The organism is Bacillus sp. B2-WWTP-C-10-Post-4 (genome assembly GCF_009183805.1).
Lineage (GTDB): Bacteria > Bacillota > Bacilli > Bacillales > Bacillaceae_G > Bacillus_A > Bacillus_A cereus.
Map to the genome: position 1 here is coordinate 60,861 of NZ_WEII01000006.1, position 23,169 is coordinate 84,029.

Here is a 23,169-nt window from a genome sequence, read left to right on the forward strand (position 1 = left end):
ACGTTGCCACGTGTTACACAATCTTTCTTTACAATATATAAGGGGTTTCTTGATACACGTAATAATTCAACCAATTAGAAAACAATAAATTACCATGACTCCTCCACCTAACAAGCGGCTTTTCATCTGGATTATTATGTTTAAAATAGTTTTTTGGCACATCAATATTTAATCCCTTGTCACGATCTCGTTCGTATTCTTGTTTTAACGTCTCACAACTATATTCGCTATGTCCAAGGGCAAACACTTGCCTTCCTTCTGGCCCAATAACAAGGTGAACACCTGCTTCTTCAGAGTTTGCTAACAATGTTAAGTCTTTCACTCCTCTAATATCATTCTCTCGTACTTCTGTATGACGAGAATGCGGAGCAAAAAACAATTCATCAAATCCTTGTAACAATTTCACATGTTGCTCGCAAACTTCATGTTCAAATACACCGAACATTTTTTCCTTAAGGGGATACTTTGGAACACCATAATGATAGTACAAGCCAGCCTGTGCTCCCCAGCAAATATGGAGCGTAGATGTTACATTCGTTTTTGAATACTCCATAATATGTTTAAGCTCTTCCCAATAATCTACCTCTTCAAAAGCGAGGGTCTCCACTGGCGCTCCTGTAATAATGAGCCCATCAAACTTTTCATTTTCAATATCACGAAACGTTTTATAAAAGCTTGTTAAATGTTCTTGCGTTACATTACGAGATAGATGTGATTCCATATGAAGCAAATGAACATCTAATTGTAACGGTGTGTTTCCAATTAAGCGAAGTAATTGCGCCTCTGTGTCTTGCTTCGTTGGCATTAAATTTAATATAGCAATTTTTAAAGCGCGTATATCTTGTGTTTCCGCTCGCTCCTTCGTCATTACAAAAATATTTTCTTTTTGTAACACTTTGCGAGCCGGTAAATCTTTATCAATTATGATCGGCATGTGTTTTGCCCCCAACTAGAGCTGCTTCCAAATCTGCAATAATATCAGAAACATCTTCTATACCAACTGATAAACGAATTAAATCAGATGTAACACCAGCTAAACGCTGATCTTCAGCATTTAATTGTCTATGCGTCGTACTAGCAGGATGTATAACGCAAGTTCGTGCATCAGCTACGTGCGTTACAAGAGTTGCTAGTTTTACATTTGCGATAAATTCTTTTGCTGCTTCTAATCCGCCTTTAATACCGAAAGTTAAAACACCACTAGCGCCTTTTTTCAAGTACTGTTGTGCCAATGAGTAATTTTCATTACTATCTAAGCCCGGATAATTCACCCATTCAATACGTTCATGATTAGCAAGCCACTTAGCAACTGCAAGAGCATTTTCACTATGACGTTCCATTCGTAAATGCAATGTTTCTAAGCCAATATTGCTAATATATGCATTGAATGGGCTCATACAATTTCCATAATCTCTTAATAGCTGAACACGTGCTTTCACAATATACGCTGCTGCACCAAAGTTTTGAACGTAACTTACACCGTGATAACTTGGATCTGGTTCAACAAGTTCAGGATACTTTCCATTTGTCCAATCAAAGTTTCCACCGTCAATTACAATACCGCCTAAGGAGCTCGCATGCCCATCGATATACTTCGTCGTAGAATGAACAATAATATTTGCCCCATGTTCAAACGCCTGGCATAAATAAGGAGTTGCTAATGTATTATCAACGATAAAAGGTACCTCTAATTCTTTAGCAGCAGCTGAAAATTCTTTAAAATTTAAAACATTCATCGCTGGATTTCCTAACGATTCTGCATAGATAAGTTTCGTCTTGTCATTAGCAAGCGCCGTAATTTCATCTGCCGTTAAATTTGGATTAAAGAACGTAACATCAATACCCAGTTTACGCAAACTCACTCCAAATAAATTAAACGTTCCCCCGTAAACCGTTGAAGAACAAAGTAAATGATCCCCACTACTACAAATATTTAAAACTGCGAGCATAATAGCTGCTTGCCCAGAAGCCGTTGCAACAGCTCCTACACCGCCTTCTAAATCTGATAACTTCTGCTCAAATGCGGCTAGAGTAGGGTTTCCAATACGTGTATAAATATATCCTTCTGCCTCTAAGTTAAATAGGGCTGCTAAATCATCTGAAGTATCGTATTTATATGTTGTACTTTGATAAAGTGGTAAAACACGTGGTTCACCATTTTTTGGCGTATAGCCACCTTGCACACAAATTGTTCCTTTTCCCCATGATTCTCCCATCTCTCATTCTCCTTTCTTTTATACAAAATAAAAAACTGCCCCTTTCCTGAAAACAAGAAAGGAGCAGTTTGAAAACACGCTCTAAAGGCTCTTTCTTATCTCTCAGGATTACTACCTGCAGGATTTGGCACAATTCCGTTATACGGCTGTTGCCAAGGTTTCATCGGGCCTGTCCCTCCACCTTTTCTTGATAAGACTATGCAATTACCGTTGATTTTATAGCAATAATTTCCTAATGTCAAACAGTTTTTCTGAATGTTCTAAAATAAATGTTAACAGTTTCATATAAAGCAACAAAAGAAATATATTCTAGTCTATTTCAAAAAAGACCTTTAAAAACCTCAAATCAGTCTATAAAATTAAATAAGTAATTTAACCTATAATCAAATTCCCCAAAAGTTAGCCTATATGTTGAATAGGCCATCTTCTCAAAAAGATACTATATATATTCAATCCATTTTTCACTAGTATATTTCACTTTTTTACCTACTAAGATTTACATAACGGAGGTATAACATGACAAATAAAAAAGATATGCAGTACATACTTGCTCTATATGGCATTCTTCTAGGATCTATAGTAGGAGCTACAGTCTGGTTATTTTTAGTCACAATAAATATTGGAATCCACTTTATTTGGGGATACTTGCCTGAAGTTCTCTCTTTTCCCTCTTATTACACCCTTTGCGTAACAATAATTGGCGGGGTCCTTGTTGGTCTATCACAAAAACATTTCGGTACATACCCACGCCTTATGCCTGAAGTGATGGCTGAATATAAAAAAACTGGTCGAATCGAATATCGCTTTGTCCATCAGGCTACTTTAACAGCGATTATTGTTTTAATTTTCGGAGCTAGTCTTGGTCCAGAAGCCGCACTAGTTGGAATTATAGGCGGACTGTGCACATGGGTAGGGGATCGCTTTAAATTTGCCTTAAAGGGTATGAATGAGCTAACCGAGATCGGAATTGGAGCTACTTTAAGTGTCATTTTTAACGCACCATTATTCGGTTATTTAGCACCAAATGAAAATGAGGGGGAACAAATTGCTGCTTTTTCTAAAGGAAAAAAGGCGATTGTATACTTAACTACTACTTTCGCAGGTTTTTCTGTTTATTTACTACTGAGTAAACTCGATAATCGTGGATCCTTTATTGTTGATTTCGGGGAAGGTGCACTTTCTTTCAATGAATGGATCGCATTTCTTCCACTTGCTAGTATCGGTGCTATAGTTGGTTTCTTTTATTTCAAGTTAGAATTCACATTAGAGAAGTTAATTCACCCTTTTAGGGAATACAAACTGACACTCGGAATTATCGGTGGTATTTTATTAGGAATTGCGGGAACTTTTCTTCCGTACACATTATTTTCAGGGGAACATCAATTAAAAGAATTAGTTGTTGAATGGAGCCATTTATCTTTTTGGATACTACTTCTTTCAGGGATTTTAAAGTTGTGCATTACTGCCGTTTGTTTGAACACAGGGTGGCGAGGTGGACATATCTTCCCAATTATATTTTCTGGGTCAAGTATCGGATACGCTGTAGCATCTATTCTTCCTATAGATCCAGTAGCATCTGTTGCCATCGTAACGACAGCAATTTCAAGCTATGCGTTACGAAAGCCAATAGCTATAACATTACTATTACTTATGTTTTTCCCGCTTAATTTACTATTGCCCATGCTTGGTGCAGCTGCTATCGGGAATGCCTTTCCGCTCCCAAAACATAACGAAAATAAAAATTAATAAAAATAGGCAGTGGGGATGAAAGCTCCACTGCCTATTTTTTTATTACACATGCTGCTTTAATAACGCTTCTAACTCCTCAAAATTATGCACTTCATATGTCGGTATAATCCCACTATCATTTAATTTCCTTTCTGGATTAAACCAACAAGTATCAATTCCCGCTACATATCCACCTTTCATATCAGCGCTTAATGAATCCCCAATAATCAGCCCTGCTTCAGGTGCAAAGTTAGGAATCCGTTCAAAAACATAATCAAAATACTCTTTCATCGGTTTTTGAAAACCTGTATCTTCCGAAACAAAAACATCTTTAAATAATGAATGTAAACCTGCATTACGTAAACGTTTATCTTGCGTCTTAGAAACACCATTTGTCACTATATACAATTCATACTCTCCTTGAATTTGATTTATAAATTCAAACGCACCTTGCATGAGTTGATTTCCTTCTTCTAAGTAGTTACGATAATTATTTTCCAATAATATTCCATCTACTTCTTCTCCATACTCTTTAAACAACAGAGAAAATCTTGTATTTACAACTTCATTGCGTGATAGTTCCCCTTTTTCAAAAGCATCCCAAAGACCTTTATTTATTTTTTTATAACGAGCCTCTATCTCGTCTGTTAAAGGGATTCCCTTCTCTTCAAAAAGCACCCGTAAAGCCACTTTTTCAGCCTTTTGGAAGTCTAGTAATGTATCATCTACATCAAATAACAACGTTTTATATTTTTTCATAAATTCATCACACTCTCTTTTCTACAAAAACAAATTTACATAAATCATATCATTCCTTCTTGTAAAGATAATAGGAGATATCTCATACTATACATAGGGGTGAAAATATGAAAATCAGCAAAAATGAGGAAGAAATTTATCAATACATGCGAATCCATCAATTCCATACCCTATTTTCATTTCATGTCTTGCCATATGTAGAGCTGCATTCTTTTCAAACGAAAGAGATGATATGTAGCGAAGGAAAAGCTCTCCCTTATCTCTATTACTTAATTTCTGGGAAAGCAAAAATATATATGAGTCATAAAAACGGGAAGGTTTCATTAATTAATTTTATTCAAGCACCATCTTTTATCGGGGAATTAGGATTAATAGGAGTAGAAAATATTACTAAGTCCGTTGAAGTACTAGAAGATTGTGTGTGTTTGGCACTTCCTCTTAAAGATTGTCAGCAACTTTTATTACAAGATGCAACGTTTTTACAGCACTTATGTAAATTTATTGGAGAAAAGACAATTACTCGCACTGAAAATTACGCAAAAAACTATAGTTATCCTTTTGAAAATCGATTAGCTGCTTTTATTTTATTAACAGAGCAAAATAATTGTTATATAGAAAAGCATACCGAGGCCTCGGAATATTTAAATGTCAGCTACCGTCATCTTTTATATGTATTAAATCAGTTTTGCCAACAAAATTATTTAAGAAAAGAAGGCCGAACATATTATATACAAGATCGAAATACATTAGAAAAACTTGCTGATGAACTAAAAATATAAAAAACAGCATTAACATGTAAACGTTAATACTGTTTTTTCGAGTGACGATTATAATTTTAATTAAAATTCACTTGCTACTTTAGCTGCTTCTTCAAGACCTGCAGCGATGATTTCTTCTGCTTTATCTGGGAATTGGTTATGTCCTTCAATAACTACTGTTTCCATGTTTGTTGCGCCGAAGAAGCCCATCATACTTGCTACATATTTAACAGCCATTTCTACCTCAGCTGCTGGACCTTCTGAATATACGCCGCCTCTTGCATTTAATAATGCAATCTTCTTATCTCCGATTAGGCCAACTGGACCCTCTGGCGTATATTTGAACGTTTTACCAGCACGGTTTAAATAATCAATATATGTGTGCAATACTGCTGGAAGCGTTAAGTTCCATAATGGGAAGCCGAAAACAACTTTATCAGCTTCTAGGAATTGATTTAAATACTTATCAGCAACTGCTACTGCTTTTGCTTCTTCTTCTGTTAAATCAAAGCCTTTACCTGCCTTGAATGTACCATTGATCATGTCTACGCCTACATATGGTAATTCTTCTTTATATAAATCAAGTTCTACTACTGTATCATTTGGGTGTGCTTCTTTATAGTTTGCTAAAAATGCCTCATATAATTTTACACTAACTGCTTGTTCCGCTGGACGGTTATTTGCTTTAACGAATAAAACTGTTGCCATTATTTATTCCTCCTAGTACTCACTCTTATGTTGTTATATGCTTTCAAAAAAGGTATCCCTTGTAATTGTTGTTTTGTTGCTTACAAACATATTTTATCTTTATATAAAGACAATTTCGTCCTCACATAGACGTATTTTTCCATAAAAAAAGTCCACCTTCTAAAGGCGAACTTGGTCTTACGACTTTCGTCTTATACAATTCCATTTTTCACTGCATATAATGCCGCTTGCGTACGATCAGATAAATTCAACTTACTCAAAATGCTACTTACATGCGCCTTAACTGTCTTTTCTGTAATAACTAAAACAGATGCAATTTCCTTATTGCTCATCCCTTTTGCTAATAGCTGCAATACTTCATTTTCTCTCGCTGTTAGCACATCCACTTGAATAGAAGGTTCTTCTTCCTTTTCTTCTACAGGTAATGTTTGAGAGAGAAGAGCATTTGCTATATCCGGATGTAATTGAATATTACCTTTATATGCGCTTCGAATAGCCTCAACAAGCTGATCTGGTTCTACATCTTTTAAAATATACCCACTTGCTCCAGCCCTTAATGCAGGTAACACATGCGCCTGATCAGAAAAGCTAGTTAATACAATTACTTTCACATTTGGATACTCTTTTTTAATATATGCCGTTGCCTCAACACCATCCATTTCAGGCATGTATAAATCCATTAATATAACATCGGGAGTTGTTTCTCCTACTTTCACTAACGCTTCTTTCCCATTATTCGCTTCTCCAACTAACTCTAAATCTTCCTGTGTACTTAAGAAAAATGCTAATCCTTTTAAAACGACTGTATGATCATCAACTAACAATACTTTTATTTTCACGAACTTCCCTCATTTTCACATCATAATGGTACGTTTATTTTTACACTTGTTCTTTTCTTATCACTTACAATTTTAATTGTTCCACCAACTAATTCTACTCTTTCACGCATCGTAGTCATGCCAAGTGATTTCTTCTCTTTTATATCCTTTTCTACAAAGCCATTTCCTTGATCGACTATTTCTAATGATACATTTTTCTCATTCACTGTAAAATAAATCGTCGCTTCTTTTACACCTGCATGCTTACTTACATTGTTCAGTGCTTCTTGGCCTATGCGCCACAAAGCTTCTTCTACTACACGAGGTAAATCACGAACACCCGTAACTTGCTCCCTAATTTTCAGTCCCAAATTTTCACCGTACTGCTTTAGAGCTGGCAATAATCCTTTTTCTAATCCTGCCGGACGAAGCTGCCAAATTAATGTCCTCATTTCTTTCAAAGCTCCTTGCGCCAGTTCACGCATCTCATGCAAAGATTGATCTACCTTTTCATTTTTACCTTTTAAAACTGCCTCAGCGCCTTTTGTCATGAAGGTTAATGAAAATAATTTTTGCGAAACAGAATCATGTAAATCTCTTGCTAACCGATTTCTTTCTTCCATTCGTACAAGTTCACGGCGCTGCTCGTTTAACCTCAAATTCTCTATTATTAACGAAACATGGTTCGATAATGCTTGAATTACATCTATTGTATTAGCATCCAACTCTCCATTATTCAAGCTAACACATAAAACACCAAATATATGGTTTTGAATATGTATTGGTGTAGCAATAACAGCTCGATTTAGATGTACATTATGTCCTATTTGATGTTTTATTAGAACTGGTTCATCTTGTTCTAACGCCTTCTTGGCCGCCTCTTTTATATCCTCTTTTAACTCTTCCTGAACGTAAGACGCTCGCAGAGATAATTCTTTTTCCTCCCTAATAAAAAGCGCTACTTGATTCCATTGAAATACTTCACCTACGTGATTTACCACCTTTTCAGGTAGTACATTAAACTTATGAATCGTTTTTAAATCTTGAATGAAACGCTCTAATTTCACATAATAATGTGCTCTTCTCTTTTCATTTTCATATAATTTTGTTCGCTTTAAAGCCGTACCAATTTGGAAGGCAACCGATTGGAGTAATACTAATTCTTCTTCTGAAAAATGTGTTTTACCCGGACTTGCAACATTTAACACCCCAAATTTTTCTCCCCCAGCTTTTAAAGGAACCGTAGCATGATGAAGAATGCCCTCCGTATCCCCCCAATTATATTCAATTGCATTATTAATTCTTTTACATTCAATAATATTAACGGCTCTCTCTAATTTTCCATCTACAAAACCTCGTAAACACCAACATTCACCTTCGCACATCGGGCGTTTATTTTCATATGTCAGTGCCTCTGGTAATTGATAGTCAATTAACTTCGTATACTTCCCATTTTCATCCGCAAGAAAAATCCATCCTGTCGTTAAACCTGTTACACTTAGTAATTTCTCTAGGACAGCTTGCAATACATGATATGTATCATTTGATGTATTTAATGTTTCTGCAATTTCCTTTAATATAACTAATTCATTTGTACGATTATCTCGAAACATACTCAGTCTCCTGCATACAAGATTTTAAATAGCTCTTAAAATAAATCATCTACTTTTCACTTTGTACTTATTCGTAACATTGATATAATGGTGAGAACATAGTTTTCATTATATCACTCGAGGGGGCTTTCATAATGACATTAAATAAAGCACTTACTATCGCTGGTTCTGACACAAGTGGCGGTGCTGGTATACAAGCAGATTTAAAAACATTCCAAGAACTGGGCGTATACGGAATGACATCTCTTACAACAATCGTAACGATGGATCCACATAACGGTTGGGCACATAACGTATTTCCAATCCCAGCTTCTACATTAAAACCACAATTAGAAACAACAATTGAAGGTGTTGGCGTAGACGCTTTAAAAACAGGTATGCTTGGATCAGTAGAAATTATTGAAATGGTTGCAGAAACAATCGAAAAGCACAATTTCAAAAATGTAGTAGTTGACCCTGTTATGGTATGTAAAGGTGCTGATGAAGCATTACATCCTGAAACGAATGATTGCTTACGTGACGTTCTTGTTCCAAAGGCATTAATTGTAACACCAAACTTATTTGAAGCTTACCAATTAAGTGGCGTAAAGATTAATTCTCTTGAAGACATGAAAGAAGCAGCGAAAAAGATCCATGCTTTAGGTGCGAAATACGTCCTAATTAAAGGCGGTAGCAAACTTGGTACGGAAACTGCAATCGACGTCCTATATGATGGAGAAACATTCGACCTTCTAGAATCAGAAAAAATTGATACGACAAATACACACGGCGCAGGTTGCACATATTCTGCTGCAATTACAGCAGAACTTGCAAAAGGAAAACCTGTGAAAGAAGCAGTAAAAACTGCTAAAGAATTCATCACAGCTGCTATTCGTTACTCATTCAAAATTAACGAATACGTAGGTCCAACTCACCATGGTGCATATCGTAAATTTGTTGTATCAAAAGAACTTGTCTAATATATAAATAAAAAACACTCACAAAGTTCATACATTGCCTCTGTGAGTGTTTTTTATAAGCTTTATGTCTTCTGGTCATCTTATCTTTAAGATACAGAGCTGACCTTATTTCTACCATTTCGTTTCGAGTAGTATAACGCATCATCCGCCGCTTGAATAAATTGCTCCGTTGATTCTTCATATTCTGAAACCCCCACCGAAACTGTAATTTTTATTTTCGTTTCATCTAACAATTGAAATGAGTGACTTTCAACAGCTGTACGAATTTGCTCGCCCATAAGAATTCCGTAAGCTAATCCCTTATTCGGTATCAAAAGCGCAAACTCCTCTCCACCCTTTCGAAAAGCCAAATCTGGAAATTGTGAAGTTTCTCGTAAAATACATCCTACTTGTTTTAGCACTTCGTCCCCTGCAGGATGCCCGTACGTATCATTTACATACTTAAAGTGGTCAATATCTATAAGTAGTAAACAAAACGAATCATTTTTCATGTTCTTATTACTAATATGACGATTCATCTCTAAATCAAACTGTCTTACGTTTCCTAAACCTGTCAATGCATCTATCGTTGCGTATTGTTTCATCTTTTGAAATAACTCATTGGATTGTAAAACATAATTTGCACTTATGAATGTTATGTAACCTGTAATAATACTAGAAATTAAATATAATCCCACTATGTGGATTTCTTTAATTAACCATATATATAACGCTGGGATTAGAATAGATAAAATATATGTGTGTAACCATACCCACTTTCCCCCTAAAGAAAGCTTCATGCGCGAAATAAAGATACTCCCTATTCCTATCGCAATGATTGTATAAAAAGCCACTTGAGAAGCTAATGAATAATCCATAAACAACAGCCTAGTTACTAAAATCATACCAATTGTTATGGTACTCGCTATCGGTCCTCCAATAATAACAGCTAGAATAACAGCTAAATAGCGTAAATCCAATAGAATGGTACCAACACGAACACTGAAATACATCAATACTATACCTAGTATCCCATTAAAAATGCCTACTACACATTTCTGCCCAAAAGAGAATCCTTCTTTTAACGGCTTATCCCTTAAAAGCTGGCCCCCAATAAAAATAAAGGAAAGAATAATTGTTGTATTTACAAATAAGTCCCTTAACATAAAATAATCTCCCTACTTTTCCATCTATCCCCTTCCTCACTTTATTGTATACGAAATACCTTTAATTCCCAAAGGTTTTGTTTATTTTTGCTGTTCCACGTGAAACAGCAAAAAAATAAAAAGGGCGAAAACTCGCCCTTTTTCATTAACAACAGCGTGATATTTTTCCACCCTTTGCATTAAATCTTGCTTCTTGTGCCTCAGCAAAAAATTGCTTTTGACATACAACCTCTTCTTCAGGATGATGCTTTTTCATATGCTCCACATATACTTCATAACTTGGTACTCCAACGAGCAAACTAATAAAGCGTTTTCTTTCACCCCATACTTGCCACAACTTTTTAAGCATAGTTCCTCGACTCACTTTCATCTCTAGGAATATATGGTGCCTCTTTTAACGGCATTGGCTTATTTCTTAATACTTGGATCCAAATTCGAAGTGCTGAAATTAACACAGCGATTACAACTATCATAAAAATTCCGCAAAGCGCTGCATCGATATAATCATTGAAAATAATTTGCTTCATTTGAGCGACATTTTTAGCTGGCGCTAACACTTTTCCCTCATCTAATGCTCCCTGAAATACCTTTGCATGCGATAGAAATCCAATTTTAGGATTTTCATGAAATAGCTTTTGATATCCCGCCGTCATCGTTACAATCAGCAACCCGATAGTTGGAATAAGTGTTACCCAAACGTACGCCTTTTTTCCCATTTTAAACAAAATTGTCGTTCCAAGTAATAATGCAATACCTGCTAGCATTTGATTTGCAATACCGAAAAGTGGCCATAATGTATTAATTCCACCGAGCGGATCTATTACCCCTTGGTATAAGAAATATCCCCACCCTAATACACATAATGTTGTAGCGATTACATTCGCTAATGTAGAATCCGTTTTCCCAAATGGCTTATATACATGCCCTAAAATATCTTGAATCATAAATCGGCCGACACGCGTTCCGGCATCAATTGTTGTTAAAATGAATAGAGCTTCAAAGAGAATCGCAAAATGATACCAAAATGCCATCATGGCCGTTCCACCTATTACTTGTGAGAAAATATATGCCATACCTATCGCTAATGTTGGCGCACCACCTGTACGTGATAAAATTGTTTGCTCTCCAACATTTACAGCGAGATCTTTTAATTCATTTGGTGTAATAGCAAATCCCCATGAGGAAATAACTTGAGCTGCCTGCGAAACATCTGTACCGATAAGTGCTGCGGGGCTATTAATTGCAAAATACGTTCCCGGTGTTAATACACAAGCTGCAATCATCGCCATCGCTGCTACAAACGACTCCATTAACATTGCTCCATAACCGATTGGCTGTGCGTGTCCCTCTTGCTCGATCATCTTCGGCGTCGTACCTGATGAAACGAGAGCATGGAATCCAGACACTGCACCACAAGCAATAGTAATAAATAAGAACGGGAATAAGTTTCCAGAAAACACAGGACCAGTTCCATCAATAAATTTCGAAACTGCTGGCATTTGTAAATCTGGTGCTACAATTAAGATACCGATTGCTAACCCTACAATTGTTCCGACTTTTAAAAATGTACTTAAATAATCACGTGGTGCTAAAAGCATCCAAACTGGTAATGCCGATGCGATAAATCCATATACAATAAGCATAATAGCAATTGTTTCACCACTAAATGTGAACATACTTGCAAGTGTTGGATTTTCTGCTACATACTGTCCTCCAACAAGAGATAAAATAAGTAGGATAATACCAATTACTGATCCTTCTCCAACACGACCAGGCCTAATATAGCGCATATAAACTCCCATTAAAATAGCGATAGGAATCGTTGCTGCTATCGTAAACATTCCCCAAGGACTTCCGATTAGTGCCTTTACTACGACTAACGCTAATACTGCTAATAAAATAATCATAATTCCTAAAATACCTATCATTGCAATTAGTCCTGTAACAGGTCCAATCTCATCTTTAATCATTTCTCCTAACGATTTACCATTACGTCTCATCGAAGCAAATAAAATGACAAAATCTTGGACAGCCCCCGCAACAACTACCCCAACAATAATCCAAATGGTTCCTGGTAAATATCCCATTTGTGCTGCTAAAATCGGTCCTACTAAAGGTCCCGCCCCAGCAATCGCTGCAAAGTGATGTCCAAACAATACCCACTTATTTGTTGGAACATAGTCTTTCCCATCGTTTAATGTATGGGCTGGTGTTTGCCGATTATCATCTAAATTAAAAACCTTTCTCGCTATAAATCTACTATAAAAGCGGTAAGCAACTGCATATACACATACGGCAGCTACTAAGAGCCATACAGCATTAATGGTTTCACCTTGTGATAAAGCTATTACCCCAAAAGCACCTGCTCCTACTGCTGTAATAACGCCCCAAAGTAAAATCGATTTCAATGTCTTCACATACAATTCCCCCAATACTATTTCTTAGTGGAGATTGTACTAAATTTTCTGAATATTTAACTTGAATCCTCCCTATCATGAAGGATTTTCAGTTTATCATGTTAAAATACTCTCATTACCTACTATAATTCAATGTTATTTCGAAGGCGTTTTACATAATTACGACTGACTGGAATCGGTTGCTCATCATACCTATCTAAATACAAATTATACGTGCCATTATAATAAGGTTTCAGTTCTTTTACATATAACATATTAATTAAATAGCTTTTATGTACACGTAAAAAATCATATGCATTTAGCTTATTTTCTAATTCCTGAAGTGTATATGTTGAAATATACTGATTATTCGTTGTGTAAATTGAAACAGTTTTATTTTCTTTATTTTTACTTACATATACGATATCTTCTGGAAGAATATATCGTATACCCTCTTGACTTTCTATCGGTAGTTTCCGCAAATAACTCTTTGCTTTCTCACCTTGTTCTTTACCTATTTTATATAAAAGAAATTGTAAATCTTCTTCACGAAATGGTCGCAATAAATAATAAAATGCTTGGAAACGAAAAGCTGTAATAGATTCTTCTATGTTTTCACCTACAAAAATAAATTTTGTATAGCAATTTATTTCTCGTAATAAACTTGCATATTCAAAACCACTACCATCTAGTAATTTGGAACTTAAAAAAACAAAGTCTGGTATATGTTTTTTCATCATAAATAAAGATTCTGTTCCTGTCTTTGCTTCAAAACATTCTACATTTCTCATATTTTCAGTGAAATTTTCAACTAACTCTCTTCTCTCTTCTGCCTCTTCCATGATCAGTAAAATTTTCATTTCTTCAACCACCTAATTCTTTGTCCATATGTCCTGTTGTATACATTCGCTTTTATAAGAAATAATCCCTTTTTCTTACTATACCATTATTTATCTAAAAAAACAGAAAAAAGGAAACCACTTCGGTTTCCTCTCCCCTTTTATCCCGCACTAACTGCCTATAAAGAGCCGAGTAGTGTAGGATAATAAACGGTCAGGGATACGTTTTATACTAATTCTCGTTGCTTCGTTTCCTGTCCAAGTATTATTACAGCGAATACACCAATTAAAATTGATCCACAGAAAATCGTAAATATTAATGATAGTGAAGCTTCTGAAGCAACTAAATATCCCACTAATAGCGGCCCAAGAATACCACCAATACGACCAAATGCTGCTGCCATTCCTGCACCTGTACCACGAATAACCGTTGGATACTGCTCAGGTGTATAGGCGTATAATGCTCCCCAAGCACCTAAGTTAAAGAAGGATAGTAACATACCTGCCACGATTAATACTGTTAATGAATCCGCAACCCCAAACAAATAAGCACTGCAAGCTGTCCCGATTAAATACGTAACCAAAACAAATTTACGACCGAGACGTTCAATAAACCAAGCAGCTGTGAAATATCCTGGAAGTTGAGCTAATGTCATAATAAGTACGTATTGGAAACTTTTTATTAAACTAAATCCTTTTAGCACCATTACACTCGGTAACCAAAGGAACATTCCATAATAGGAAAAGACAACACAAAACCATAGAATCCATAGCATAATTGTTGCTTTACGATATTCCCCAGACCAAACTGATTTTATATTTTCAATAACAGATGGCCTTTTTTCAACTTTTTGGAACCTTGGGGAATCCGGTAAATTCCATCTTAAATATAAAGCATATAATGCTGGAACTGCACTCAATACCATCGCAACTTCCCAACCATATTTAGGAATAACAAAATACGAGATAAGAGCTGCAATTAGCCATCCACCTGCCCAAAAACTTTCTAATAACACAACAATTTTCCCACGCTCATGCGCTTCAACACTCTCTGATACTAGTGTAGAGGCAACCGGAAGCTCTCCGCCAAGCCCCATACCAATTAAAAAGCGTAAAACGAGAAACATCGCAAGTGTCGTCGTTAATGCAGTTAAACCACTACCGATAGAAAATAATAATAATGTAATAATAAAGACTGATTTTCGCCCTATTTTATCTGATAGTATCCCAAAAATAAGCGCTCCTACTGCCATACCGATTGAGTTAATACTGCCTATCCAGCCCATTTCTTGCGTACTTAATCCCCAATCCTTTTGCAAGGCTACCATTACAAATGAAAGCATTCCAACATCCATTGCATCAAATAGCCATCCAAGCCCAGCTATACCAAGTAGTTTGCGCTTCGAAATTTCTTTTACCTTGCCCACTAGAAGTCCTCCTCACACAGGTGTCTTTACACATCATTTTACATGTGTGAATTGTATAAGTAAAATACTTTTGTGTAAAAAATTCTCCTTCATCATTCCCAAAAAGTAAAACGTCTATCCCGATTGGTGAGAGCTAATAATCAGTGGGGATGCCTCACTGATTAAAGTTTCAATTTATTAAAAATGAACAAATAAAAAAAGCAGCGATATTTCGCTACTTTTTCGAACGCATTACTTCTTTTAAAAATTCCGCTAATACTAACTGACGACGCCAGCGTGTTGGATTACTGCATAATCTATAAAACCACTCTAAATGAATCGCTTGAATCCATTTTGGTGCGCGTTTTACCTCTCCAGCCCATACGTCTAAACTTCCACCCACTCCAACAGCCATTTTCGTTTCTAAACGATGCTTATTGTTTTGGATAAAGTTCTCTTGTCTCGGGAAACCAAGTGCAACAAGTAATAAATCTGGTTTTGCTTCTTGAATGCGAGAAATAATATTCTCTTCGTCTTCTTGTTTAAAATAACCATCTTGTATACCAGCGATGGATACAGCTGAATATGTCTTTGTTAAATGATCTGCTGCAGCTTGTACAACATGCGGCTTTGCACCTAATAAGAAAACAGATACCGGCTTACTATCTTCTGATAACTTCGCAAGTAAATTACACATTAAATCAAAACCTGCTACACGTTCTTTTAAAGGTGTACCAAGCATCCCGCTTGCCTTTACAACCCCAATACCATCAGGTGTAATTAAATCTGTATTCAATAATGTTTGATAGAACTTTTCATCCTTTTTTGCGCACATAACAATTTCAGGGTTTGCTGTTACTACCTGAAACGTATGAGTTCGCTCCGCTTCTAGTTGTTCTTTTAAATATTGGACCGTTTCATCCATTGTCATTGTAGAAAAAGGAACGCCTAGAATATCAACTGTTTGTACTGCCATAGTTAACTATCCTCTCTATCATTACAAGTTTTTCGCTATTAATTGCTTATATGTTTCCTTTGTATCTTCATATAGTTTCTGAAGTGAGAAGTTCATAGTAGCGTGCTCATAAATATGTTTACCCATTGCTGCTAACTCTCCAGTTTTCCACTTATCATACGCTTCTTCTAAAGCTAATGCTAATGCCTTTCCATCACCTGTTGGCACAATCCATCCGTAAGTTTCATCTACGATTAATGGTTCAATTTCTCCAGCCCTAGTTACAATTGATGGTACGCGTTGATTTGCCGCTTCTAATAAAACTAGTGGGAACCCTTCACTATGGGAAGTTAATAAATTTACATGTGACGACGCAAATAATTGTTTTACATCTTGACGATGTCCTAAAAACTCTACTTTATCGTTAATCCCTTTTTCAGTAGCTAATGACTTTAGATTTTCTTCTAATGGGCCATCGCCAACTAATAATACTTTAATTTTCTCTAATTTTGTTTGTTGTAACGCATCGAATAAAACTTCATGTCCTTTGACAGGATGTAATCGTGCTACTTGGATTGCCGTAAATACATCTTCATCAATATTGAACATTTCTTTTTTATTATAGCCTTCTGCTTTTTCCTTATCGTATTCAATTCCATTATAAATAACATGCATCTTTTCATTTGAAATACCTAATGCTGCCAGGCTTTTTTTCAATCTATTTGTTACAACGAAAAATAAGTCTATATTTTTTAAGGCTTTCAAATTTAATTTCGTAAAAATCCAACCTTTTAAGCCCTGTTTAGTAAAGTCTTGAAATGGATCACTATGAATAGTCGTTACCCATTTTGCCTTTATTCTCTTTTTCATTAAAGAAACATAGAAATTAGCCCTAGGGCCATGTGTATGAACTACATCAAATTTTTCTTTATTAATAAATTCACTTATATTCTTTAAAATGGATAAATCATAGCGCGATTTTTGTGAAAACACATGGACTTTTATCCCTAACTCCCTTGCTTCCTTCGCAACAATTCCATCTTCAAATACTGCTAATTCTACTTCACCAGTTGGAAACTGATCGAGAAGTGAAATAATATGTGTTTTCCCTCCCCCATCTTCTGCTCCTGCATTCATATGCAATATTTTCATATTTTTTCCTCCTTTAAATCCTCGCTACGTTTCCATCTATTTTTATTTTACTGTACTAAAAAATAAAAGCTAACAAAAGTTAGCTTTTATTTTTATCATTCAATTTCTAGGTCTACTATTAGATAAGCTAACACCACTACAAAGTAAATACCAACTCCTGGTGCTGTTAAAATATGTCCTGCAATATAAGCAATACCTAACGCTAACAATAAGCTTGCTGAAATCATTCCATATTTTATATTAAATATGTCCTTAAATCTCGTAGCAAATGCTAGTAGAATTCTTAGCCCGTAATAAATAAATGGAATCATTAGTAATACAAAGCCAATAATCCCGAAATCATAAAACCAATCATGGAAGTCCATTTCAATTAGTTTTGGATCTGGCTGCTTTTGTTCATTGTATTTAAAGTTACCTGCATAACCCATTCCTAATAACTTTTGTGACATTGGCGCTTCTTTAAAGAACTGCTTATGTCTTTCTTCATATACTTGACGTCCACTGAAAATAAGATTTTCTTGATTTTCTTTCTTTTGCTCTTTCTCAAGCTCTTTCTTAACTTCCTCTTCTATCTTCGCCTTTTCTTCTGGCTTTTCAACTTTATGATGATTTTCTTCTTTTGCTTTAAGTTCTTGCTCTTTTTTCAGCTTCTCTTTAATTTCTTTTTCTTTTTGACCTTGCTGTGCCACATTTTGCTCTGATAAATAATTATTGTGAATACCCATATTTTGTGCTAATGGCGTTTGTTTAAACGTTCCGACTACACCAGCTAATAGGACAATAGCAATTACTGCATTAAGCGCAAGGGATTTTTTGTTCGGATTTTTTCTATCAAATAATAATTGTAGTAAAATAATCCCGATTGCTGCCGCTAGCGTAGCACCAATTGAGCCCATTCCTACTTTTGTACCAACTTGAATTAGCGAATAAATCATTAAAAGTGATGGAATCCAATATAAAATGTGTTTCCAGCTCTTTGTTTTTTGAATAGAATATAGTACTACAATAGGGAAAATAATAGCTAAGATTGAACCTAGTTCATTCCCTGCATAGAACCAACCTCGAGAACCAACCTTCATCCATTCATAACTACCAAAGTCAGTAGATGTTGAAATAGAAATAACCATAATTGCGTTAATGATTAATGTAGAATATACAATACTATTTCGAACCTTATCACTAATATTAACTGTCTTTTTCAATGATTTTAAAGCTAAAATGTATGATCCCAGCATGATATATATATATAATGCTTTCGCAACGAATTTAACCTCTTCACTAAGTACAATAGGATCCTTAACTAGTTTGTTATTAATAAATCCTATCCCTAAAACTCCGGCTAACAATATAAGATAAATTAAAAACTTTCTATTTTCCTTCTCTTTTGCCTGAATTAAAATGTAAATACCACCAACAGCCATAATAAGGAATCTTACTAAAATTCCAACGGTAGCATTTGACTTTAATAAAGTGATGCTAAGAGACGTTAATAAATCTAAAACAGGCTGTAAAATAATAAAAAAGAGCAAAAAATGCTCAAATCTAACCCTAGCTTGATTTGCTAACATTCCAAGACCTCCATACAAAATCTTAACATTATCTTTTAATCATAATTTTTTATCATTCAAACACACCTAGCAATTATAACATAACTCATATTCAAATCGAGAACTATTTTTCCAGCTAAAACTAGCCAGGACAAGTATTAATCAGTAATAGAAATTATCGTCCTTTAGCTATACTCCCCTATTTTTATAAAATCTATCTAACAACCATCCCCTTATTTTTGTCAGTATATAAATATTTTTTTATCATTTTATACAAATATAAATAACCTACCTATAATTGTAATGTTTTACCAAATAAACAACATCAAAAAATGTAAAATTAATCTTTTCATATCTTTTTCAAATTACTTTATGGCTATTTTCCAAACATTTTCAAACGCTTTCTTTATGAATTTTATCCGTTTTTCTACATGTAGCGAAAAGTAATTGTTATTTCCAATACTTTAGTGTATATTTTTTCTCTGGAACATCTTTAAGAGGAAGGGATTAAGGCCATGTTATTAATCGATATATTTACGTTTCTTGGCATTATCGCCGCTGCCATTTCTGGTACATTAGTTGGTTTAAAAAAAGATTTAGATTTATTTGGTGTCCTTTGTTTAGCTGTAGCTACTGCGCTCGGCGGCGGTATTATTCGTGATATCATGATTGGTAACCTGCCCCCTGTCGCATTTGTAAAACCCATTTACTTTTTCGTAAGTGTATTATCAGCATTATTTACTTGTATGTTTTTTGAGCGCATCAATAAACTTCAAGTCGTTATTATGCTTTCTGATGCTGTTGGCTTAGGTGTTTTTACAGCTATTGGTGCAAATGCGGCAATGTCACATCATGTTGACGCCTCATTTCTAGTTGTTTCAATGGGAGTCATTACAGGTATTGGAGGCGGTATTTTGCGTGACATTTGTGCTCAAGATATCCCTTACGTATTCCGAAAAGAGATTTACGCAATCGCTTCTATCTTAGGAGCAATTAGCTTCCTAATCACACACGGTATGGGGGCGCACGTGTTAGCTTTCTATGTTTGTTTATTAGTAACATTCATTATTCGTGTCGTCACTGTAATATATAATGTTCATTTCCCTGTTTTCTTTAAAACACATGCTAAAATTAATAAAGGCCATTAAGAGAATTCTAGATAGAATTCTCTTAATTTATATACTATTCAACGAACTAATATAGAGTAATTATATATAAGCATATATAATTACTCTATATTAGTTTTAAAATTGAAAACGTTTTATATACAGGGGGAAAGAATGATGCTTGGGGTTTTCAAAAAAAATATTAATAAAACAAATGCCAGTATAATCGAATTAAGTAAGGACCAACAAATAACTTTTAATGTCCCTACTAATTCTGAATTAAAAATTCAAATGGATATGCTACATATTTCAAAAGAAGATTTACAAGTTGTAAAAGTACTACAGCCTTTTATTTATGCAGAAATAGATTGGATTACTGAAAAATTCTATGCCAACATTACAAAACAACCTAATTTAATTACTATTATTGAACGTTACAGCTCTATTCCAAAACTAAAACAAACTTTAAAAACACATATTAAAGAATTATTCAGCGGCAATATGCATGAAGATTTTATTGAACAGCGTGTTAGGATTGCCAAAAGGCATGTACAAATTGGTTTACATCGAAAATGGTATACTGCTGCTTATCAAGAATTGTTCCGCTCTATCATGAAGATTTTGCAAACAAAAATAACAACAATCGATGATTTTTCCTATTCTATAAATGTTATAAATAAATTATTTACTCTTGAACAAGAACTTGTTCTTGCAGCTTATGAATCTGAATATGAAAGAATGCAAAAAGAGCATGAGAAAGAAAAAGAACTAACTGCTATGACAATTACGCATATCGCAACAGAACTAGCTGCTGTATCTGAAAAAACAAGCTCTTCTATTCAAAAACTAACCGCCAAATCTGAAACTATTGTAGAGATTGCTAAAACAGGTACATCATTAGCTACAACATCTGAAGAAAAAGCCAATAAAGGGAAAGAACAATTAAACCAGCAAAACAAACGAATGGGATCTATTCAAATGAATATGGAAACGATTATTACAGATACTCATGAACTCCTTAATATTTCTAACAAAATTAATGAAATCATAGATATTGTTAAATCGATTGCGGAGCAAACCAATTTACTCGCACTAAATGCAGCTATCGAGTCTGCACGTGCTGGAGAATTTGGGAAGGGGTTTTCTGTTGTTGCTGGTGAAATTCGAAAATTATCAGAGCAAACGAAAGAATCTATATTTAACGTTACAAAGCTCGTTGAAAAAACAAATGAACAAATTACCCGTGTCTCGTCTTCCGTGAAACAAATTAGCTCTCTCGTATCGGAAGGAACGGATAGTATGTCAGCAACAGATCGATACTTCCAAGAAATTGTAAAAGATATGTCTAACTCAAAAGAACAGAATAAGAAAATTGAACACGAGCTACAAGCTATTTCACAAGTAATGAAAGGAATTCAAGATGATTCCTCACAAATGGCTCTAACAGCCGATAATTTACAACTAGAACTAAATCGATAAGATAAAGTGAAACTTTAATCAACGGGGGTTTTGTTCATCCCCCGTTGATTATCAGCCCTCACCAATCGGGCTTTTACGGGCAGCCCGCCCCCCACCTAACTTCTTTGCTTTCGCTGATTTTGAGGTGGGGGTCTTACTGCCTGGAAAATAGCGGGATCAAATTCAAGTCAGGCATACTTTTCATCTGCACTGACTACTAAATTTCATCTTCCATCAAAAAAAGAATCCAGAATGGATTCTTTTTATTTTCTGAAAAATATTTTTTGACAATACACATAACTCATATAAACACCAAAGCTCTGCAAAATGAACAATGCCGGCATAATTACATTGTAATATGCCATATCTACTTGAAAGAGCTTTAACAATACGTAGCCACTAATTAAAAATAAGAACAACATATATCCCTCATTTTGTTGTTTCTTAATAAGGAAGTGTAATAGAGCTATAGTCATAAACAATGTTACGGCTATATATATCAGTTTTTCACATTTGAAAAGAATAGAATTTACCCCTTCATCTGAAAACTGATTTATCATCGGCTCTAAAAGTTTAAATCTTTCTCCCTCAATCTCTTTTAACTTTTGATCAATATGCTCTGTTACACTTTGATTTTTCGATATTTTTTCTTCATGTTGCGTCTTTCCAATTAAAACAGATTGAACATACGTCTCATTTGAAATCGTATATTGTGACAATCCCATTGTCTTAATTCCATAATTCACACTAAAATGGGCACTATAAAATAGAATAAGTATCCCTATCATTTTTAGTAACACCTTTTGTTTCGTTGCTGATTGAAATACTTCGATTAATAATACATATACCGTAATAAAAATAGGAAGAAATAATCCCATTGGGAAAACCATATTACTAAATGCAAATAAAATCGCTGAAAACACCCACATATAAGGATGATCTAATCCTTTATATAAAAGTATGTAACAAGCAAAATAAAATAAAAATATTGCAAGTGATTCAGGAGTTAATACGGAACTCATGAATATATTTGGAATATACAGAGCATAAAAGATAGAAGCAATACGACCGCATTCTTCTCCAAAAACCATTCCCGCAATACGATAAATAAATAATGCTGTTCCTGTGCAAAATAGCACATTAAATAGTTGTAAAGCGAATAATGAATCACCAAATATACGAATAATTACCGACTCATATATAATAAAAGGCAAATGAGTTACAGTCCCTATATTATTACCAATTGCAATCTGCTTTGCAGACTCATACATCACTTTCATATCACCAATTATTGGAGCATCTACAAATAACAGCATACTAACCCTCACAACTATAGATATACTTATAAGAAAAATAAGAAATTGTTTATCTGTAAAACGATATTGTAGAATTGATGCCACTAACAAAATAAGTATGATAAAAATTGCTAATATGATTGTTACACTTGTTGTACTTCCTCCAAAAAATTGCTTACTTGTCTCAAATGCTGCCCAACAACTATAAACGAAAAATGCGAGCATCGCACCGATTGTAATTTTATTGAAGAAAGATGAAAAATTTGTTTGTATATGATTCATATGTCCATTGCACCTCTATTTCCATTCAT

Annotated in this window: 20 protein-coding genes, 1 pseudogene and 1 riboswitch; of the genes and pseudogenes, 6 read left to right on the top strand and 15 right to left on the bottom strand. The window is 34.8% G+C overall.

Annotated elements, in window-relative coordinates; translation table 11 throughout:
* Positions 1 to 28: 28 nt before the first annotated feature.
* Together metA and GBN78_RS05385 are read right to left on the bottom strand one after the other, a co-directional pair.
* The gene (metA, locus tag GBN78_RS05380; protein WP_001121538.1) at positions 29 to 934 is read right to left on the bottom strand and encodes a homoserine O-acetyltransferase MetA; all 906 of its coding nucleotides are present in this window, start codon (positions 932 to 934) and stop codon (positions 29 to 31) included.
* The gene (locus GBN78_RS05385; protein WP_000504780.1) at positions 918 to 2,216 is read right to left on the bottom strand and encodes a bifunctional O-acetylhomoserine aminocarboxypropyltransferase/cysteine synthase; all 1,299 of its coding nucleotides are present in this window, start codon (positions 2,214 to 2,216) and stop codon (positions 918 to 920) included. Before GBN78_RS05385 ends, metA begins: the two co-directional genes overlap by 17 nt.
* 92 nt (positions 2,217 to 2,308) lie before the next feature.
* Positions 2,309 to 2,413: riboswitch (SAM riboswitch) on the bottom strand.
* A 319-nt stretch (positions 2,414 to 2,732) separates the two neighbouring features.
* Here GBN78_RS05385 and GBN78_RS05390 point away from each other — a divergent pair.
* Positions 2,733 to 3,962 carry a chloride channel protein gene (locus GBN78_RS05390; protein WP_000182467.1) on the top strand — a complete coding sequence of 410 codons (1,230 nt, stop codon included), beginning with the start codon at positions 2,733 to 2,735 and terminating at the stop codon, positions 3,960 to 3,962.
* A 45-nt stretch (positions 3,963 to 4,007) separates the two neighbouring features.
* On the opposite strand, the gene GBN78_RS05395 is transcribed toward GBN78_RS05390, so the two are convergent.
* Complete coding sequence (locus GBN78_RS05395) at positions 4,008 to 4,703, bottom strand: YjjG family noncanonical pyrimidine nucleotidase (protein ID WP_000760192.1); 696 nt, start codon at positions 4,701 to 4,703, stop codon at positions 4,008 to 4,010.
* Positions 4,704 to 4,810: 107 nt separating this feature from the next.
* On the opposite strand from GBN78_RS05395, the gene GBN78_RS05400 reads away from it, so the two are divergent.
* On the top strand, positions 4,811 to 5,482 hold the full coding sequence (locus GBN78_RS05400; protein WP_152127045.1) for a transcriptional regulator YeiL: 672 nt from the start codon (positions 4,811 to 4,813) through the stop codon (positions 5,480 to 5,482).
* A gap of 60 nt (positions 5,483 to 5,542) precedes the next feature.
* Here GBN78_RS05400 and GBN78_RS05405 read toward each other — a convergent pair whose 3' ends face one another.
* From GBN78_RS05405 to GBN78_RS05415, 3 genes are all read right to left on the bottom strand, one after another.
* Positions 5,543 to 6,169, bottom strand: a complete 627-nt coding sequence (locus GBN78_RS05405; RefSeq protein ID WP_152127047.1) for an FMN-dependent NADH-azoreductase — start codon at positions 6,167 to 6,169, stop codon at positions 5,543 to 5,545.
* A gap of 191 nt (positions 6,170 to 6,360) precedes the next feature.
* On the bottom strand, positions 6,361 to 7,008 hold the full coding sequence (locus GBN78_RS05410) for a response regulator (protein ID WP_000695812.1): 648 nt from the start codon (positions 7,006 to 7,008) through the stop codon (positions 6,361 to 6,363).
* A gap of 20 nt (positions 7,009 to 7,028) precedes the next feature.
* Entirely contained in the window at positions 7,029 to 8,600 is a 1,572-nt protein-coding gene (locus GBN78_RS05415; RefSeq protein ID WP_000488141.1) for a GAF domain-containing sensor histidine kinase, read from the bottom strand.
* Between the two features lie 134 nt (positions 8,601 to 8,734).
* Between GBN78_RS05415 and pdxK the strand changes: the two genes are divergently transcribed.
* Positions 8,735 to 9,559: a pyridoxine/pyridoxal/pyridoxamine kinase gene (gene pdxK / locus GBN78_RS05420; RefSeq protein WP_000174245.1), complete on the top strand. Its 825-nt coding sequence runs from the start codon at positions 8,735 to 8,737 to the stop codon at positions 9,557 to 9,559.
* An 86-nt stretch (positions 9,560 to 9,645) separates the two neighbouring features.
* Here the strand turns inward: pdxK and GBN78_RS05425 are convergent, their stop codons facing one another.
* From GBN78_RS05425 to GBN78_RS05465, 8 genes are all read right to left on the bottom strand, one after another.
* On the bottom strand, positions 9,646 to 10,704 hold the full coding sequence (locus GBN78_RS05425; RefSeq protein WP_088046167.1) for a GGDEF domain-containing protein: 1,059 nt from the start codon (positions 10,702 to 10,704) through the stop codon (positions 9,646 to 9,648).
* A 145-nt stretch (positions 10,705 to 10,849) separates the two neighbouring features.
* On the bottom strand, positions 10,850 to 11,053 hold the full coding sequence (locus GBN78_RS05430) for a YbdD/YjiX family protein (RefSeq protein WP_000914504.1): 204 nt from the start codon (positions 11,051 to 11,053) through the stop codon (positions 10,850 to 10,852).
* A complete protein-coding gene (gene cstA, locus GBN78_RS05435; RefSeq protein WP_000854310.1) occupies positions 11,046 to 13,121 on the bottom strand; it encodes a carbon starvation protein CstA in 2,076 nt (691 codons plus the stop codon). The genes GBN78_RS05430 and cstA overlap by 8 nt, the downstream gene beginning before the upstream one ends.
* 122 nt (positions 13,122 to 13,243) lie before the next feature.
* On the bottom strand, positions 13,244 to 13,960 hold the full coding sequence (locus tag GBN78_RS05440) for a LytR/AlgR family response regulator transcription factor (protein WP_152127049.1): 717 nt from the start codon (positions 13,958 to 13,960) through the stop codon (positions 13,244 to 13,246).
* A gap of 206 nt (positions 13,961 to 14,166) precedes the next feature.
* Positions 14,167 to 15,366: an MFS transporter gene (locus tag GBN78_RS05445; protein ID WP_000521077.1), complete on the bottom strand. Its 1,200-nt coding sequence runs from the start codon at positions 15,364 to 15,366 to the stop codon at positions 14,167 to 14,169.
* A 214-nt stretch (positions 15,367 to 15,580) separates the two neighbouring features.
* Entirely contained in the window at positions 15,581 to 16,321 is a 741-nt protein-coding gene (locus GBN78_RS05455; RefSeq protein ID WP_000290748.1) for a WecB/TagA/CpsF family glycosyltransferase, read from the bottom strand.
* Positions 16,322 to 16,342: 21 nt separating this feature from the next.
* Positions 16,343 to 17,452 (bottom strand): glycosyltransferase family 4 protein, encoded by a 1,110-nt coding sequence (locus tag GBN78_RS05460; RefSeq protein WP_000697464.1) that lies wholly within the window; start codon positions 17,450 to 17,452, stop codon positions 16,343 to 16,345.
* A 95-nt stretch (positions 17,453 to 17,547) separates the two neighbouring features.
* The gene (locus GBN78_RS05465; protein WP_000880749.1) at positions 17,548 to 19,020 is read right to left on the bottom strand and encodes an O-antigen ligase family protein; all 1,473 of its coding nucleotides are present in this window, start codon (positions 19,018 to 19,020) and stop codon (positions 17,548 to 17,550) included.
* A gap of 494 nt (positions 19,021 to 19,514) precedes the next feature.
* Here GBN78_RS05465 and GBN78_RS05470 point away from each other — a divergent pair, with 494 nt between their 5' ends.
* From GBN78_RS05470 to GBN78_RS31125, 3 genes and pseudogenes are all read left to right on the top strand, one after another.
* Complete coding sequence (locus tag GBN78_RS05470; protein WP_088046162.1) at positions 19,515 to 20,147, top strand: trimeric intracellular cation channel family protein; 633 nt, start codon at positions 19,515 to 19,517, stop codon at positions 20,145 to 20,147.
* Positions 20,148 to 20,402: 255 nt separating this feature from the next.
* Positions 20,403 to 20,780: pseudogene (locus GBN78_RS31120) on the top strand (protoglobin family protein); the annotation flags it as partial.
* On the top strand, positions 20,778 to 21,584 hold the full coding sequence (locus tag GBN78_RS31125) for a methyl-accepting chemotaxis protein (protein ID WP_374221796.1): 807 nt from the start codon (positions 20,778 to 20,780) through the stop codon (positions 21,582 to 21,584). The pseudogene GBN78_RS31120 and the gene GBN78_RS31125, both read left to right, overlap by 3 nt.
* Before the next feature lie 242 nt (positions 21,585 to 21,826).
* Here GBN78_RS31125 and GBN78_RS05480 read toward each other — a convergent pair whose 3' ends face one another.
* A complete protein-coding gene (locus GBN78_RS05480) occupies positions 21,827 to 23,140 on the bottom strand; it encodes an ArnT family glycosyltransferase (RefSeq protein ID WP_070184501.1) in 1,314 nt (437 codons plus the stop codon).
* Positions 23,141 to 23,169 lie beyond the last annotated feature (29 nt).